General features: G+C 57.2%; 12 protein-coding genes. 7 read left to right on the top strand and 5 right to left on the bottom strand.

Going from position 1 to position 16,316, the window contains the following annotated elements:
• Positions 1 to 186: 186 nt before the first annotated feature.
• Complete coding sequence (locus AC6I8D_RS22065) at positions 187 to 1,461, top strand: Glu/Leu/Phe/Val family dehydrogenase (RefSeq protein ID WP_312055698.1); 1,275 nt, start codon at positions 187 to 189, stop codon at positions 1,459 to 1,461.
• Positions 1,462 to 1,497: 36 nt separating this feature from the next.
• Here the strand turns inward: AC6I8D_RS22065 and AC6I8D_RS22060 are convergent, their stop codons facing one another.
• Complete coding sequence (locus AC6I8D_RS22060; RefSeq protein ID WP_312055699.1) at positions 1,498 to 2,673, bottom strand: ROK family transcriptional regulator; 1,176 nt, start codon at positions 2,671 to 2,673, stop codon at positions 1,498 to 1,500.
• A 296-nt stretch (positions 2,674 to 2,969) separates the two neighbouring features.
• Between AC6I8D_RS22060 and AC6I8D_RS22055 the strand changes: the two genes are divergently transcribed.
• The 5 genes from AC6I8D_RS22055 to AC6I8D_RS22035 are packed head-to-tail and all read left to right on the top strand — an operon-like array spanning position 2,970 to position 7,999.
• Positions 2,970 to 4,217: an extracellular solute-binding protein gene (locus AC6I8D_RS22055; protein WP_312757486.1), complete on the top strand. Its 1,248-nt coding sequence runs from the start codon at positions 2,970 to 2,972 to the stop codon at positions 4,215 to 4,217.
• A gap of 9 nt (positions 4,218 to 4,226) precedes the next feature.
• A complete protein-coding gene (locus AC6I8D_RS22050) occupies positions 4,227 to 5,135 on the top strand; it encodes a carbohydrate ABC transporter permease (protein WP_312055718.1) in 909 nt (302 codons plus the stop codon).
• Positions 5,125 to 5,964 carry a carbohydrate ABC transporter permease gene (locus AC6I8D_RS22045; RefSeq protein ID WP_312055701.1) on the top strand — a complete coding sequence of 280 codons (840 nt, stop codon included), beginning with the start codon at positions 5,125 to 5,127 and terminating at the stop codon, positions 5,962 to 5,964. Before AC6I8D_RS22050 ends, AC6I8D_RS22045 begins: the two co-directional genes overlap by 11 nt.
• 2 nt (positions 5,965 to 5,966) lie before the next feature.
• Entirely contained in the window at positions 5,967 to 6,914 is a 948-nt protein-coding gene (locus AC6I8D_RS22040) for a carbohydrate kinase family protein (RefSeq protein WP_312055702.1), read from the top strand.
• A 2-nt stretch (positions 6,915 to 6,916) separates the two neighbouring features.
• Positions 6,917 to 7,999: an ABC transporter ATP-binding protein gene (locus AC6I8D_RS22035; protein ID WP_497820949.1), complete on the top strand. Its 1,083-nt coding sequence runs from the start codon at positions 6,917 to 6,919 to the stop codon at positions 7,997 to 7,999.
• Between the two features lie 50 nt (positions 8,000 to 8,049).
• Here AC6I8D_RS22035 and AC6I8D_RS22030 read toward each other — a convergent pair whose 3' ends face one another.
• The gene (locus AC6I8D_RS22030) at positions 8,050 to 9,990 is read right to left on the bottom strand and encodes a methyl-accepting chemotaxis protein (protein WP_497820948.1); all 1,941 of its coding nucleotides are present in this window, start codon (positions 9,988 to 9,990) and stop codon (positions 8,050 to 8,052) included.
• A gap of 519 nt (positions 9,991 to 10,509) precedes the next feature.
• On the opposite strand from AC6I8D_RS22030, the gene AC6I8D_RS22025 reads away from it, so the two are divergent.
• Positions 10,510 to 11,637: a Fic family protein gene (locus tag AC6I8D_RS22025; protein ID WP_497820947.1), complete on the top strand. Its 1,128-nt coding sequence runs from the start codon at positions 10,510 to 10,512 to the stop codon at positions 11,635 to 11,637.
• A 183-nt stretch (positions 11,638 to 11,820) separates the two neighbouring features.
• Here AC6I8D_RS22025 and AC6I8D_RS22020 read toward each other — a convergent pair whose 3' ends face one another.
• From AC6I8D_RS22020 to licT, 3 genes are all read right to left on the bottom strand, one after another.
• Positions 11,821 to 13,215 carry a glycoside hydrolase family 1 protein gene (locus AC6I8D_RS22020; protein WP_497820946.1) on the bottom strand — a complete coding sequence of 465 codons (1,395 nt, stop codon included), beginning with the start codon at positions 13,213 to 13,215 and terminating at the stop codon, positions 11,821 to 11,823.
• A gap of 12 nt (positions 13,216 to 13,227) precedes the next feature.
• Entirely contained in the window at positions 13,228 to 15,093 is a 1,866-nt protein-coding gene (bglF, locus tag AC6I8D_RS22015) for a PTS beta-glucoside transporter subunit IIABC (protein ID WP_497820945.1), read from the bottom strand.
• Positions 15,094 to 15,263: 170 nt separating this feature from the next.
• Positions 15,264 to 16,097 (bottom strand): BglG family transcription antiterminator LicT, encoded by an 834-nt coding sequence (licT, locus tag AC6I8D_RS22010; protein WP_312757473.1) that lies wholly within the window; start codon positions 16,095 to 16,097, stop codon positions 15,264 to 15,266.
• Positions 16,098 to 16,316 lie beyond the last annotated feature (219 nt).

The following is a 16,316-nucleotide window of genomic DNA, read 5'->3' as shown; positions in this document are numbered from 1 at the left end:
TATGGCGGCTACCCAATGCGGATAATTATTCACTGCAAATGCCCCAAAATGGCGCAATCTGCGCTGCTGGCGTGCTTACATCACCATCTTATTTGTTTCAGGAGTGTTAGATTATAGCGGCGCAGTGATTTGCGCTCTGTCTCCACGGCTCCACACAATAAATAACTTCATTAAGAAAGGTTTTTTATGGATAAGTTATCTTATGCGTCTGAAAGCAGTACATCTGCCTGGTCCACCTACTTACAACAAATCGACCGGGTTGCGCCCTATTTAGGCGATCTTTCACGTTGGATAGATACTTTGCGTCATCCAAAACGTGCATTGATTGTCGATATTCCTCTGCAAATGGACGATGGCTCAATCCGCCATTTCGAAGGCTATCGCGTTCAGCACAACCTTTCGCGCGGTCCGGGCAAAGGCGGTATTCGCTACCATCCGGATGTTGACCTCAATGAGGTGATGGCGCTTTCCGCCTGGATGACCATCAAATGTGCCGCAGTTAACCTGCCGTACGGTGGTGCCAAGGGCGGCATCCGCGTTGATCCTTTCAAACTGTCCGACGGGGAGCTGGAGCGACTGACCCGCCGTTATACCAGCGAGATCGGCATCATCATTGGACCGCAAAAAGATATTCCTGCGCCAGACGTCGGCACCAACAGCAAAGTCATGGCGTGGATGATGGACACCTACTCCATGAACCACGGCACAACCATCACCGGTGTTGTCACCGGCAAGCCGATTCATCTGGGTGGTTCACTGGGTCGTGAAAAAGCCACCGGTCGCGGGGTGTTTATCACCGGCCGTGAGGTGGCACGTCGTGCCGGCATTGATGTTGAAGGCGCACGCGTTGCGGTGCAGGGCTTCGGTAACGTCGGCAGCGAAGCAGCCCGGCTGTTTGATGAAGCGGGTGCGCGGGTGGTGGTGATTCAGGACCATACCGCGACGCTGTTCAATGCCGACGGCATCGACATGGCTGCGCTGACGGAATGGCAGATCGCCCACAAGCAGATTGCCGGTTATCCGGGCGCGCAGGCCATCGATAAAGAGGCGTTCTGGACCACGGAAATGGACATCCTGATCCCGGCGGCGCTGGAAGGTCAGATTACCCGTGAACGGGCCGAAATCCTGAGCTGCAAAATTGTGCTGGAAGGCGCTAACGGTCCGACCTACCCCGATGCTGACGATATGCTGGCGACGCGCGGCATTATTGTGGTACCGGATGTGGTCTGTAACGCCGGTGGCGTGACCGTCAGCTACTTCGAGTGGGTGCAGGACATGGCGAGCTTCTTCTGGAGCGAAGATGAGATCAACCGTCGCTCAGACAAGATCATGACCGACGCGATGGTCCACGTCTGGGAGAAAGCCAAAGAGAAAGATTGTTCACTGCGCACCGCAGCGTACATCGTGGCGTGTGAGCGCATCCTGATGGCGCGTAAAGATCGCGGTATCTACCCTGGCTAATCAACCGGGCGCTGCCCTCACCGGCAGCGCCCGTTTTTACGCCTGCTTCATCAGCACCTGAAACTGAGGATTAAACTCATCAAAGATCGGTAAGGCGGCAGCGCCCAGCGCAGCGGTATCGCTTCCGGTCATTCCTGTCTTCAGGCGCATCGCATTGAGATAACGTCCGCGCACCGACTGATACAGCGGCGGTAAGCGTTGCACGATCTGCTCCAGTAAAGTCTCCGGCATCATCCCGCCAATAATCACTGCTTCAGCATCAAACACCGATTCCAGAATATTGATCGCCTGGCGCAACGGGATCAACACGCTGTCAATCCACGCCGCAAACCGTGCGGGTTCAATCTGCAACAGATCTTCCGGCAGTGCCCGCATCGGGTCGAGTCCGCAAAATTCGTAGGCGGCCTGCAGCGAAACGTAGCGTTCAAGGCAGCCCTGGTTACCGCAGTAACAGTCACGTCCGCCCGGTTCAACCACTATGTGCCCTATCTCGCCGGCGTTGTGGGCGTGGCCGGTATAGATGTGACCATCGGTAAAAATCCCCGCGCCGAGGCCGGTGCCAATGTAGAGATAGATAAACGAGTTGAGCTGGCGCGCAACGCCGTGAAAGCGTTCGCCGATGGCGGCTACCGTGGCATCGTTCTCCAGCGTGACCGGCAATCCGCTAAGGGTTCTGAGTTCGGCTTCAATATCGACCTGCTCCCAGCCGTTCAGGGTGGTGGGGCCAACTGAGGAAATGCCCTCAACGCCAAACGGCCCCGGCATCACCACGCCAATGCCGAGAACTTTGCTCCACTGCGCACCGAGAAAGGTTCGCATCTCATCCAGCACGCCAGCAATGCGCGCCAGGGTGGCAGCGGGCTGGGGCTTTTGCACCATAACGAGGCGGCGCAGGTGCACTTCGCCGCTAAGATCGACCAGTACCAGCAGCAATGTCTGATGATCGAGATGAATGCCGATCGACCAGGCGCTGGTGGGATTCAGCGTCACCGGAATCGACGGCTGGCCACGTCCACTGCGGCGCGGCTGGCGGCTGGTCAGCAGTTCTGCCTGCTCCAGTTCCGCCACAATATTGGAGACCGTCTGCGGCGTCAGCGCCGTCATTCGCGCCAGTTCTGCACGCGTCAGCTCGCCATGCAGACGAATGGCTTCAATCACCACGCGTCGATTGTGCGCCCGCGCATGTTCAAGGTTAGTGCCCGAGGTTTTCATGTTGTTTTCCATTTCAGCGGGACCGACAGTATTAGTCCCAGTGGCGGCGCGGGCAAATAATATCTTTGAACCTGCACACAAATCCGGGCGAACAGGATAGGCAGTTTTAGCGTAAAAGCGCAGTCTGAGTTTCAGCGTTGTTACGGCATTGTTTCATCTGCTGCGATTTTTATGGCACGCCGTTTGCTTATTACTTTCCAGGCCAGTGCAATAACTGCCTCAGATTACGCCCCTGATTAAATCAATCAAATTGATTTAATTAATCGACATCCTGTTGCTGCAAAGTGGAGAAGATCATGTCACAGCGTTTTACCCCTCAACTCAAAGCGGGCGTTACCGCCCTGCTGATGCTCAGCGCTGGCAGTGCCGTTGCGGCCAGCCAGATCAATGCCCTGTTTATGACTCAGGCGGCCTACAGCGAAAATGATATTCGTGCCATGACCCAGGATTTTCAAAAGCAGCATCCGGATGTCAGCGTCAATCTGGAGTTTGTGCCGTATGAAGCGCTGCACGACAAGATTGTTGCGGCGCGCGGTGCTGGTGGCAATGGCTACGATGTGGTGCTGTTCGATGCTATCTGGCCGGCTGAATTTACCCGTTTCGATCTGCTGCAGGATGTCAGCGCCCGCCTTACGCCGGAAGAGAAAGATAAGGTCTTCCCGGGGGCGATGAACACGGTGATCTATAAGGGCAAAACCCTGGGAATGCCGTGGATTCTGGATACCAAATATCTCTATTACAACAAGGCGATGCTGAGCAAAGCGGGCATTACCACCCCGCCGCAGACCTGGCAGCAGGTACTGGACGACGCCAAAATCATCAAGCAGAAAAAAATCGTTAACTATCCGCTGGTCTGGAGCTGGTCGCAGGCCGAAGCGCTGGTATGTGACTACACCACGCTGGTGTCGGGCTTTGGCGGCCAGTTCTATCAAAACGGTAAGCTCAACTTCTCCAGCCCGGCCTCGCTTAAAGCGTTAAAGCTGATGAAAAGTTCGCTCGACGATGGGCTGAGTAATCCGGCCTCACGCGAGTATCTGGAAGAGGATGTGCGTAAATCCTTCTCCAACGGTGACGCGGCGTTCGCGCTTAACTGGACCTATATGTACAACATGGCCAACGATCCTAAGCAGAGTAAGGTGGCGGGCGACGTTGGCATCATGCCAGCGCCGGGTGATGCACCAGGCCAGGCGGGCGGCGTAAACGGCTCAATGGGGCTGGGTATCGCTAAAGGCAGCACCCATCCGGAGCAGGCGTGGCAGTACATTCAGTATATGACCTCACAGCCGGTCCAGAACCAGTACGCCCGCCTCAGCCTGCCGATCTGGAAATCGTCTTATCAGGACCCGGCGGTAAAAAAAGATCAGGAGAGCCTGATCGCTGCGGCGGATAAGTCACTAAACGTGATGCTGTCACGTCCGGAGACGGCCGACTATTCACGCCTCTCGAACCAGCTTCAGCAGCAGTTGCAGCAGGTGTTACTGGGTAAGATCACCGCCGAAGATGCGATGGCGGCGGTGGATAAAAGCGCTGCGCGTCTGCGTTAAGGAGTCATGATGCTGAGTTTGCGTCAACGCGAACAGCGTCAGGCATGGGTGTTGCTGGCACCCATGCTGCTGGTGATGCTGCTGCTTACCGCCTGGCCTTTGTTGCGCACTATCTGGCTGAGTTTTACCGATGCTGCGCTGATTGGCAGCGGGGAAACGCCAGGCTGGATCGGGCTGGAAAACTACGCTTACGCGCTGAGCGACCCTGACTTTCGGGCGTCGATTGGCCGTACGCTCTATTTCACTCTCGTCTCGGTGACCTTTGAAGGCGTGATTGGCGTGCTGGTGGCGTTGCTGCTAAACCAGAAATTTGCCGGACGCAATATTCTGCGGGTGCTGGTGATACTGCCGTGGGCGCTGCCAACCATCGTCAACGCGATGATGTGGCGGCTTAACTTCAACCCGGACTATGGCAGCATCAACGCCCTGCTCACCCAGTTGGGTATTCTCGACGGTTACCGCAGCTGGCTCGGCTCACCGGATGCCGCGCTTAATGCGGTGATGTTCGCGGATATCTGGAAGAACTATCCGCTGGTGACGCTGCTGGTGCTGGCGGCGCTGCAATCGATTCCTGAGGATCTGTTTGAGGCTGCCAGACTGGACGGAGCGTCCGCCTGGCGCCGCTTCCGGGCGATCACCTTCCCGGCGATCGTCGCCCCGCTGGGCGTGGCGCTGGTCCTGCGCACCATTGATGCCTTTAAAATCTTCGACATTATTTATGTCATGACGCGCGGCGGGCCGGTGGACAGCACCAAAACCCTGAGCTTCTTTGTTTATCAGGAATCCTTCAGTTATCTGCGGGCCGGCAGCGGTGCGGCCTACGCAATGCTGATGACCCTGATGTGCGCCCTGCTGATCACCCTCTATCTGTTGATGTTATGGCGTCAGCGCCGTCGGAGTTCTGCTTATGAAAACTAAACTGCGGCGGCTGTTACGCTACGGCGCGGCGCTGCTGGTGGCGATCACTATTCTGGCCCCGATGGGCTGGCTGTTCCTGATGAGCGTCAGTTCTGCCAGCGATCTGTCGCGTGTCCCGCTTGAGTGGCTGCCCCGGCAGTGGGATTTTAGTCGCTATCACGGGCTGGTGTCGCTGGCGCCGAATCAGCCAGGCAATATCTTTCTGCATGCGCTGGGCAACAGCCTGCTGGTCGCCAGCGTCGCAACCGCGATCTCCCTGCTGCTGGCGATTCCGGCAGCCTTCAGCTTCTCCCGTTACGCCGGTCGCGACGGCTGGCTGTTTGGCGCGCTGGCCATCTACATGGTGCCGCCGGTGGCTTTCGTGCTGCCGCTCTACTTCCTGCTCCAGCAGCTTGATCTGCTGAACACCCGGCCTGGGCTGGTGATGGTCTACTGCTCGCTGATCCTGCCGTTTCTCACCTGGATGCTGAAGAACCAGTTCGATTCGCTGCCGCGTGATATCGAGCAGGCCGCTCGCCTCGATGGTCTGCGCTTCTGGCAGGTGCTGCTGCGCATTACTCTGCCGCTGGCAAAGCCAGTGCTGGGCGCGGCCGCGCTGTTTGGCTGGCTGCTGGCGTGGGATGAATTTTTCTATGCGCTGCTGTTTACCAGCAATATTTCGGCCCAGACGCTGCCGGTCGCCATTGCTGGCTTTACGGCCGGACGGGCCACCGATGACGGGCTTATCGCCGCTATCGGCATTCTGGCCTCGGTGCCGCCACTGTTTATTGCCATCTGGCTGCAGAAGACGCTGGTTAGCGGTCTGGCCAGTGGGGGAAGTAAGGGATAACAATGCTAAAGACGACTTCATCCACGCTGTACGTGGTGGGCAATATCAATGTGGATTTGATCATGGGCACGCTGAGCGACTGGCCACAGCGAGGCACCGAAGTGATGCTGCAACACAGCGAACTGCGTCCGGGCGGCTCAGCCGGTAACTGTGCGCTGGCGCTGGAGGCGATGCAGGTGCCGCACCGCGCTATTGCCAATCAGGGCGATGACGGGTTTAGCCATTGGCTCGCCAGCCATTTCCCGCACAGTGCGGCGCACTGGCCGCGCTATCGCTGTGAAACCTCGCTGACGGTGGGCGTCACCCATCCGGACAACGAACGTTCGTTTATCAGCAACTTTGGCCATATTACGCAAATGACCGCTGCGGATGTGCTGACCCAGCTGCCCGCGCAGGCCGTAGCGGGCGATATCGTTCTGCTGTGCGGCACCTTCCTCTGTCTGGAACTCTATCAGGCGTATCCGGCGCTGCTGTCGGCGCTACAGCAACGCGGTTTTACGGTGGCGGTCGATACCGGCTGGCCTCCCGCTGGCTGGAATGATGAACTTCGCCAGCAGCTTCATCGCTGGTTAGCCGATTGCGACTGGCTGCTGCTGAACGAAGTCGAAACGCTCGGCTTAGCCAGTGGCGCATCCGTGGAGCAAAGCGCGGCTCAGCTGGCGGCCCGGCTCAGTGGCCGGGGTGGCTGCGTGGTGAAAAGCGGTGCGGATGGCGCGCGGTTGTGGTCTGCCACCGAAACGCTGCACGTGGCGGCGCAACCGGTAACGGTGGTTGATACCATCGGCGCCGGGGACAGTTTCAACGCCGGTTTTCTTGCCGCGCTGCTTTATCGCCTGCCGACGCAAACCGCGCTGCGCTGGGGCATCGATGTTGCCTCCCAGGCAATCAGCAGTTCACCGCGCCGCTATCCCGGCTGGCAACAACTCCAACTTTCACATGAGGTGCGCTAATTATGGCCAGTGTTGAACTTGTACAGGTGGCTAAGCGCTACGGTAAGCAGAGCGTGCTGCATCCGCTGGATCTCACCATCCCCGACGGCAGTTTTACCGTGCTGGTCGGTCCCTCGGGCTGCGGTAAATCGACCTTATTACGTTTGCTGGCGGGGCTGGATAGCGTCTCTGACGGGGCGATCATGCTCGATAAAAAGCGCATCAACGACCTCGATCCCGCTGACCGCGATATCGCCATGGTGTTTCAGAGCTATGCGCTCTATCCGCACCTGACGGTGGCAGAGAATCTGGCCTTCCACATGCAGGTCAAAAAGGTGGCGCGCGAGGAGCAGAAAAGCAAGATCGCCCGCATTGCCGGGATTCTCGGCATCGGCCAGCTGTTGCAACGTTATCCACGGGCGCTCTCGGGCGGCCAGCGGCAACGCGTGGCGATGGGACGCGCGATGGTGCGTAATCCGCAGGTGTTCCTGTTCGATGAACCGCTGTCAAACCTTGATGCGCAGTTACGCATGGAGCTGCGTGCCGAGATCAAATCGCTGCACCAGCGTTTTAAAACCACCATGGTGTATGTGACGCACGATCAGGTCGAGGCGATGACGCTGGCAGATCAGATTGTGGTGATGAAGGATGGCGTTATCGTGCAACAGGGCACACCGCTGGCGATCTACGATCGTCCGGTGAATACTTTTGTGGCGCGGTTTATCGGTTCGCCGCCGATGAATCTGCTGGATGCGCAGTTTCAGCCGCGTAATGGCGTGCCGGGGGTGCTGTGTGGTCAACAGTGGCTGCCGTTAGCGCCTCGCTGGCACCGTGCGGCAGGTGAGCAGACGGATCAGCCGGTAACACTCGGCGTGCGGCCTCACGATCTGATCAGCGCGCCGGGTGGTCAGCCAGCCGATGTCGGTATCGTTGAGATTACCGGCGAATCGACGCTGTTGCATCTGAACTGGCAGGGTTTCGCGCTGCATATGCAACAGAGCGGGCGCAGCGAGGCGACGCCGGGCGGTACACTGCCGGTGACCGTCAATCCGGACAAGATGCATCTGTTCGATGCGCACAGCGGTGAGCGTCTGATCGAACAGTAAGCAATAAAAAACCCGCCATCGGCGGGTTTTCTTTATCATCAGCGGTTACGTTAAGCCAGATGAAACTGCTCGACCGTTTGCGCCAGCTGCTGCGCCTGGTCTTCCAGTGAACTGGCCGCGGCCGACATCTGCTGCACCAGCGCGGCGTTCTGCTGGGTGGTGCCATCCATTTCGTTAACGGCAATCGTCACCTGGGTAATGCCGCGCGCCTGCTCATCCGAGGCGGAAACGATCTCCCCGATAATGCCCTGCACCGAATTAACCGCCTGCGTCATCTCCTGCATGGTCTTACCGGCATCGTTCACCAGCCTGACGCCGCTTTCAACCCGCACGCTGGACTCCTCGATCAGTGCCGCGATCTCCTTCACCGCACTGGCACTGCGCTGCGCCAGATTACGCACTTCAGATGCCACCACCGCAAAGCCACGGCCCTGCTCGCCGGCGCGTGCCGCTTCCACCGCAGCGTTAAGCGCCAGAATGTTGGTCTGGAAGGCGATGCTGTTGATCATGGTGGTGATGTCGCCGATCTTCTTAGAACTGTCATCGATTTGCGCCATGGTCTGAACCACCTGGCCTACCAGCGTGGCACCGCGGCTGGCGATGTGGGTGGCATTTTCCGTCAGGCTGGTTGCCTGTTGCGCATTATCCGCGTTCAGGCGGATGGTGGCGCTGATCTGCTCCATACTGGCTGCGGTCTGCTCCAGCGCGGCCGCCTGCTGCTCGGTACGCGATGCCAGGTTGAGGTTGCCGCTGGCAATTTCGCCCGCACCCTGACGCACCGATTCACTGGCGTCTTTAATCTGGCCGACGATCTGCCGCAGCTGACTTTGCATGGTTTCCAGCGCGAAGAACAGGCTGCTGCGATCGCCCGCTTTGATGGCGATGGCATTGTCGAGTTTGCCATCCGCTACCGCCAGCGCGATTTTCGCCGCCTCAATCGGTTCGCCACCAATCGGACGCAACACTTTACGGCTAAACAGCAGGCCCAGCACCGCTCCGACCAGCAGAATGCTGACGATCATCAGGCCAATTGCCCAGCTCAGCTGGCGGTTAGCGGCGGCCATCACCTGACTCACCGGTGCCACCACCCCGAGATACCAGGGTTTATCGCTATTGCCAATGACCACCGGTTGCCAGGTCATTAAGGCGTCTTCACCCAGTACTGCATCAAAATGCTGCACCACGCCCGAAGTAAAATGATCGGTTTGCCCTTTCCACAGCTTACCGGCTTCTTCTTTGACCGGAGATGACACCACCTTTCCGCTGTTGGAAAGCAGCAGCGCATAGCCGCTTCCCTGCCACGGTTTGATCTGATTTATCTTCTGCTGCAGTGACGCCAGTGAAATATCGGAGGTGACAATCGCCTTCAGCGTGCCCTGTTCGATAATTGCCGCCGCCACCGAGGTCAGTAAGGTCGGCACGCCGTTATAGGCATAGCTGTAAGGCTCGATCAGGGTATCTTTTTTCGACTGCTGCGGGATTTGATAGTAATCACCCTGACCTGGCGTCAGGATTGAAAGCAGCGGATGCATGGCGAATTGACCCGCCAGGTCGCGGTCAACGAACCAGGCGTAACGGCCCTGCGGAGCCTGGCCCGGCTGGTTCACGAATTCGGCATCGCGGCCATCAAAGGCGTTCGGTTCAAAGATCACAGACATCGACAGATAGTCAGGATTGGCCCGCAGTGAATACTCCATGATCTTATCGACCACTTTACGGTCGGTAACGCCGGCATGGGGTAACGCGATCAGGCTTTGTCCCAGATGGCTGGCCACGTCACGCGCATGACTCAGCTCCTGTTGCACCTGTAAGCCGCGGCTTTGGGCAATCTGCTGCAGATACTTTTCTGCCAGCGCCTTCTGCTCTTTACCTGACTGCCAGCTGAGGACACCGATGGTCACGGTAAATCCCAGCATAATGGTCAAGCCGCCGGTAATGAGCATCTGCGCTCGGGTACTCATTTTCTTTTTATCTTTTAACTGACTGGCCATGTTGATTCCCCTGGAATTTACCCTTTTCGCGACCTCCCTGTTGTTCTGGTGCTCCTGAGATCATCTATCGGCGCCGTTTTTTTGAACTTTAATTACGCAACCGACTGGCCTGGCCGGTTAAAAAAAGCGGGAAGTTGATCTCAATGGGGTTATGGCAACGGCAATGAATCTGTTTACTTTGATCTAAAACAATACCGGCCGCCGCCACTACTGTCAGTTTATGTAAACAGACGTTGTTGTTCCCTCATCACGGTGGAGAAAAATCAATGACCGGTAAAATTGGCTTAGCAGGCGGGATGATCATCTGGTTAGCGTATGTCGCCTGGATTGTTCACTATTACTCAGACACCTTTTTGCAGTTCTCCCGCTAAACAGACAGGACCTTCGGGTCCTGTTTTCTTTTGTGTCTCGTGGCTGACAAAGTGGTCTGTGAGCCAAATCTTCGTTACAATCGACTCATTATGTGAGCCGAATAACCAGACTTATTCGGCTCATTGACCTGATGATGAGCCGGATACGATGACTGACTGGATATGGCAACAGGCCGACTGGCCGCAGTTTCACTGGCAGCAGGCCGCACTGTTACCGCGTTTGCGCCATCTGCAGCAGCAGCGCGGTTTACTGCTGGGCCGCGCCAGCCTGCAACCCGGCAATCAGGCGCAAACGCTCGACACTCTGCTCAGCAACATCCTCTCCTCCTCGGCGATTGAAGAAGAACGGGTCAACGTGCAGTCGGTACGTTCATCGCTGGCGCGCCGCTTAGGCGTGACCGAACAACAGCCTTATCCGGTTTCGGATCGATCAGAGGGGCTGGCAGCGATGATGCTGGATGCCATCAACAACCGCAGCCAGCCGCTCACGCTGGCGCGTCTTTACCAATGGCATCGCTGGTTATTTCCGGCCGATGAATGGTCAGTGCAGCGTCTGAGCGTCGGCACCCTGCGCGGCAGCGAGCCGATGCAGGTGATCTCAGGACGCATCGATCGTCCGACGGTCCATTTTGAAGCGCCGCCGCGCAGCGGACTGGAGCCGCAGCTGACAGAGTTTATTGCGTGGTTTAACCGCAGCGAACAGGATGTGATGCTGGACCCGCTGCTGCGCGCCGCAATCTGCCATCTGTGGTTTGTTACCCTGCACCCTTTTGATGACGGGAATGGCCGTATCACCCGCGCCTTGACCGATCTGGCACTGGCGCAGGCTGACAGTCAGAGCATCCGTTTGTACGCGATGTCACCGGCAATTCTGGCTCACCGCGCGGATTACTACCGCATCCTGGAACAGACGCAGAAAGGCGGGATGGATATTACCGACTGGCTGGTGTGGTTCCTCGACATACTGGATGAGAGCCTGCAGCAGGCGATCGGCACCGTTGCCCGCACCCAGGCAAAAGCACGCTTCTGGCTGCGGCATCAGGGCCTGGCCCTGAGCAAAGAGCAGGTAAAAGTACTCAACCGGCTATTAGATGGCGGCGAACAGGGCTTTGAGCACGGGATTAGCGCCAGTCAGTATCAGAAGGTGGCGAAAGTGAGTAAGGCGACCGCGACACGTCATTTAGCCGATCTGCTGGAGAAAGGCTGTCTTTACCGGCTGGAAGGCGGCGGTCGCAGTACGCGCTATCAGGTCAATACAGCAGAAGATCAACGCTGATAATCAGCAGACAACCTGGCAAACGACCATCTTGTTAGCGGAGTGTCCAGCAACGTCCGGATAAACAGTAAGAGAACAACGGGGTGAAAGGCGCTGCGGCGCATGAGTAGCGCGGCGGCAGGATGCATCGCGGCGAAATCGCGGCGAAAAGGTGCTCGCCGCGACAACAGCGTACTGCGTCGATTACTGTTTTAGCGACGCACCGTTGGTGCCAATCACCTCTTTGTACCAGTAAAAACTCTTCTTGCGGCTGCGCGCCAGCGAGCCGTTCCCGTAATCATCCCGATCGACGTAGATGAAGCCGTAGCGCTTAGAGAGTTCAGCTTTTGACGCGCTGACCAAATCGATGGGTCCCCAGCTGGTATAGCCCAGCACCTCAACGCCATCGTCGATCGCCTCGCGGACCTGCACCAGATGGTCGTTAAGATAGCTGATGCGATAGTCATCCTGCACCCTGCCTGTTGCATCGGGCTCATCCCTGGCACCAAGGCCGTTTTCAACGATAAACAGCGGTTTTTGATAGCGATCCCACAGCACATTTAACAGCGTACGCAGTCCGACCGGGTCGATCTGCCAGCCCCATTCCGAGCTGGTAAGATGCGGGTTCGGCACCATGCTCAGGATATTACTCCGCGCGCGCTGGCTATGCGCTTCGTCGGCGGTTACGCAGCCGGTCATGTAATAGCTGAACGAGATAAAATCAACGGTCGATTTCAGCGCCTGGCGATCGGCATCGGTGATATCCAGTCGGATGCCATTATCGCGGAAGAAACGCAGCATGTAGCCAGGATAACTGCCGCGGCACTGCACGTCGCCAAAGAACTGCCAGCTGCGGTTTTCCTGCAGGGTTTTGAGCACGTCATCGGGCTTGCAGGTCAGCGGATAGACCAGGCCGCCAAGCAGCATGGTGCCGATTTGAGCGTCAGGAATGATCTCGTGGCAGGCGTTGACCGCCAGCGCACTGGCCACCAGCTGGTGGTGAATGGCCTGGTAGATTTCGCTTTTGCTGCTGCCGTCCGGCAGTCCGACGCCGGTCATTGGCGCATGCAGCGACATATTAATTTCGTTGAAGGTCAGCCAGTGCTTCACTTTTTGCTGGTAGCGTGCAAAAACGGTGCGGGCGTAACGTTCAAAGAACCTAATCACCTGGCGGTTGCCCCAGCCGCCGTACTGCTTCACTAACTGCCACGGCATTTCATAGTGTGACAACGTCACTAATGGCGTGATGCGGTGTGCCGCCAGTTGATCAAACAGCCGGTCGTAAAACGCCAGCCCGGCTTCATTCGGCTGCGGATCGTCACCGTTCGGGAAGATCCGCGTCCAGGCGATAGAGACGCGCAGGCAGCTGAAGCCCATTTCAGCGAACAGTTTGATATCTTCCGGGTAGCGATGGTAGAAATCGATGGCGATATCTTTAATGCTGCTGCTGCCGGGCTCACGCTCGACGATGGGACCAAAGATGCCCTGCGGCTGGACGTCAGAGGTGGAAAGCCCTTTGCCTTCTTCGCGATAAGCGCCTTCAACCTGGTTTGCGGCCAGTGCGCCGCCCCATAAAAATGTATTCGGGAAACTCTTCATCACCTGCTCCTTTTAGTCGTGGCTTACGCTGAGCAACGGCGCACCGGCAACCACGGCGCTGGCCGCAACGGTCACCACCTGCTGATACGCATCGCTGTTACTGATAATGATCGGGGTCGCCAGATCGTATCCGGCGTCAATAATCGCCTGACGGTCGAAGGTCAGCAGCAGGTCACCCGGCTGCACCTTGTCGCCGACGTTCACATGGGCGATGAAGGGTTTGCCGTCGAGTTTGACGGTATCGATCCCGACGTGAATCAACAGCTCGATTCCGCTGTCGCTCAGCAAGCCAATTGCGTGTCGGGTCTGGAACAGAGAGGCAACCACGCCGGCAAACGGTGCAATAACCTGATTTCCGGAGGGAATAATCGCGGTGCCCTGGCCGAGCAGGCCGCTGGCGAACGTAGCATCAGGCACCTGGTCGAGAGCCAGTACGCTACCGGTCATCGGTGAGAGCACCTCATTTTCACGCAAGGTAACCGGCAACGCGGTTTCTGATGGACGGCGCGCTGCTGGCACGCCCGCCAGCAGCGTCAGAGTAAAACTCAGCACCAGCGCTACCAGAGTGCCGATGATGCCGCCCCACAGCGTGCTATCGACGCCACCCGGCGGGATCATCTGGGCAATTGTGAAGATATTGGCAAAGCCGAAGGAATAAACGTGAGTATCACTAAAGCCGACAATGGCACCGCCGATCGCCCCGGCGACGCAGCCAAAATAGAACGGGCGACGCAGCGGCAGGTTAACGCCATAGACAGCCGGCTCGGTGATACCGAAAATTCCGGCGGTGACCGACGACCCGGCCAGCACTTTCAGCCGTGCGTCACGGGTACGCAACAGCACCCCGAGCGTGGCCCCTACCTGCCCCATTACCGCAGGCAACAGAATCGGTGCCATGCTGTCGTGGCCGAGCACCGCCAGATTATTGATCATTAAGGGCACCAGTCCCCAGTGCAGACCGAAGATCACGCAGACCTGCCAAAGCGCGCCCATCGCCGCGCCCGCCAGCCACGGAGCCAGCTGGTAAATCCACTGATAGCCGTTTGCCAGCATCTGGCTCATTCCGGTCGCCAGCGGCCCAATCAGCAGAAAGGTCAGGGGCACGGTGATCACGATACAGATCAGCGGGGCAATGAAGTTTTTCATTGAGGAGGGCAGAAAGCGGCTGCTCTGCTTTTCCAGCCAGCAGCTCAGCCAGGCGGCAAGAATAATCGGGATCACTGAGGCGCTGTAGTTAATCCAGGTTATCGGTATGCCTAAAAAATCCTCGCTCACCGCCCCCGCCTGCTGGCTGGCCTGGAAAGCCGCGATCATGGTCGGATGGGTCAGCGCCCCGCCAATGCTCATGGTGATAAACGGGTTGCCGCCGAATTTTTTCCCGGCGGTATAGCCCAGCACCAGCGGAAAGAAAAAGAACAATGCATCACTGGCGGCGAACAGGATTTTGTAGCTGCCGCTGTCGGGGGTCAGCCAGTTGCAAACCACCGCCAGTGCCAGAAAGCCCTTGAGAATACCGGAGGCGGCCAGGATACCGATAAACGGGGTAAAAATGCCTGACACGATATCAATCAGGCGGTTGAACAGGTTGCCCTTGTCACCTTTTTTATCATGTACGCTGGGCGCGTCTTCTGCCAGACCGGCTTCTTTGCTGACGGCCTGCCAGACATCGTGGACGTGGTTGCCTATCACCACCTGAAACTGACCGCCGCTTTCGACCACCATGATCACGCCCGGATTCTCCTTCAGGCTGCGGGCATCGGCTTTGCCGTGATCCCGCAGCCTGAAGCGAAGCCGGGTGGCGCAATGTACCAGACTGACGATGTTCTCTCTGCCACCGACGTGGCCGAGAATATCTTTCGCCAACGCGTGATAATCCATCTTGATTTCCTTATAGCCATGGCCCGCAGGCGCCGAATGACTGGGTAAAAAAATAAAAAAAACCCGAGAGCAGCCTGTGTGTTCAGGCCGCGCTCAGGTTTTGCCTGCGTTAAGCAGTAACAATCCGGTTTCAGGACAATCCAGTTTCAGGACAATCCAGTTATCGCGTTTTAGCGTGCTTCTTTTCTCACCCGCTCGATATGAAGGGTGAGGAACATAATTTCTTCTGCAGTCAGCTCGCGCTGATAGCTTTTTTGCAGGTGCTGCGCCAGTTTTTCGGCACATTTCCAGGCTTTGGCGTAGTTATCTTTCACTGCCTGATGAAGTGAGATATCGTCATTCTGCACCACGGTACGTGTCAGCATTCGCTGAGCAAAAAACTTCAGGTGAGTGACAAAGCGCTGGTAGCTCAGCGACTCTTCATCGTATTCAATCTGTAACTGATATTTCACCAGCTGCAGGATCTCCTGCAGCACCCGCGTGACGTGCATCACTTCTGGCATTTCGCTGTTGAGCTGCGCCGTGACCAGATGTAAGGCGATGAAGCCGGCTTCATCTTCGGGCAGCTGGACGTTCAGGCGCTGAGCGATAATGGCCCGCGCCTCCTGCCCCAGTTCAAACTCTTTCGGGTAGAGCCGTTTAATCTCCCATAGCAGCACATTTTTTATGGTCAGGCCTTTATGCTGCCGTTCAATCGCAAAATGGCAGTGGTCAGTGAGGGTGATATACAGGCTCTCCTGCAAGATCCCCAGCCGCTGGGTGGCAAGCTGAATGATGCGATCGCAGGTGGTCATCACCTCCAGCGGAATTTGCTTTAAGAGATCCCCCAGCCGATGCATCAGTTCATCGCTTTGCAGCGCAAAAACCTTCTCAACGCGCGCCTGATCAAGCGTGTCGCCGACGCGCTGCTGAAAGGCCAGCCCGCGCCCCATAACAACCTGCTCGCCGCCGTGTTTATCCTGAACAACCACCACATTATTATTAAGAATTTTGGCGATTTTCATTGGAACCCCAGAAACAAAAAAACCTGACCTCCGGCAGAAGCCAGAAAATCAGGTTTTGCCTGCCGAAGCAGTAACAATCCAGTGGCGCTACTGTAGCAGTTTCAATCGCAGCCTCAATCAGTTACGAAAAGAAACGTGATACAGATCGTTGTTGGTGACGTGATTTGCAGCAAGGCGCGTTCAAAAATATAACCCGCTACGGGTTCACCGCGAAACGCC

The organism is Pantoea sp. X-Soil-MYKO-1785 (assembly GCF_059730675.1).
The sequence above is the reverse complement of the archived record's forward strand: the minus strand, read 5'-3'. Positions and strand labels throughout refer to the sequence as shown.

Bases quoted from the DNA above. Each gene is read 5' to 3' on its own strand.
- AC6I8D_RS22050 (WP_312055718.1), top strand. From the start codon at position 4,227: ATGCTGAGTTTGCGTCAACGCGAACAGCGTCAGGCATGGGTGTTGCTG.
- AC6I8D_RS22020 (WP_497820946.1), bottom strand. From the start codon at position 13,215: ATGAAGAGTTTCCCGAATACATTTTTATGGGGCGGCGCACTGGCCGCA.
- AC6I8D_RS22035 (WP_497820949.1), top strand. From the start codon at position 6,917: ATGGCCAGTGTTGAACTTGTACAGGTGGCTAAGCGCTACGGTAAGCAG.
- AC6I8D_RS22040 (WP_312055702.1), top strand. From the start codon at position 5,967: ATGCTAAAGACGACTTCATCCACGCTGTACGTGGTGGGCAATATCAAT.
- AC6I8D_RS22060 (WP_312055699.1), bottom strand. From the start codon at position 2,673: ATGAAAACCTCGGGCACTAACCTTGAACATGCGCGGGCGCACAATCGA.
- AC6I8D_RS22055 (WP_312757486.1), top strand. From the start codon at position 2,970: ATGTCACAGCGTTTTACCCCTCAACTCAAAGCGGGCGTTACCGCCCTG.
- AC6I8D_RS22045 (WP_312055701.1), top strand. From the start codon at position 5,125: ATGAAAACTAAACTGCGGCGGCTGTTACGCTACGGCGCGGCGCTGCTG.
- bglF (WP_497820945.1), bottom strand. From the start codon at position 15,093: ATGGATTATCACGCGTTGGCGAAAGATATTCTCGGCCACGTCGGTGGC.
- AC6I8D_RS22030 (WP_497820948.1), bottom strand. From the start codon at position 9,990: ATGGCCAGTCAGTTAAAAGATAAAAAGAAAATGAGTACCCGAGCGCAG.
- AC6I8D_RS22025 (WP_497820947.1), top strand. From the start codon at position 10,510: ATGACTGACTGGATATGGCAACAGGCCGACTGGCCGCAGTTTCACTGG.
- AC6I8D_RS22065 (WP_312055698.1), top strand. From the start codon at position 187: ATGGATAAGTTATCTTATGCGTCTGAAAGCAGTACATCTGCCTGGTCC.
- licT (WP_312757473.1), bottom strand. From the start codon at position 16,097: ATGAAAATCGCCAAAATTCTTAATAATAATGTGGTGGTTGTTCAGGAT.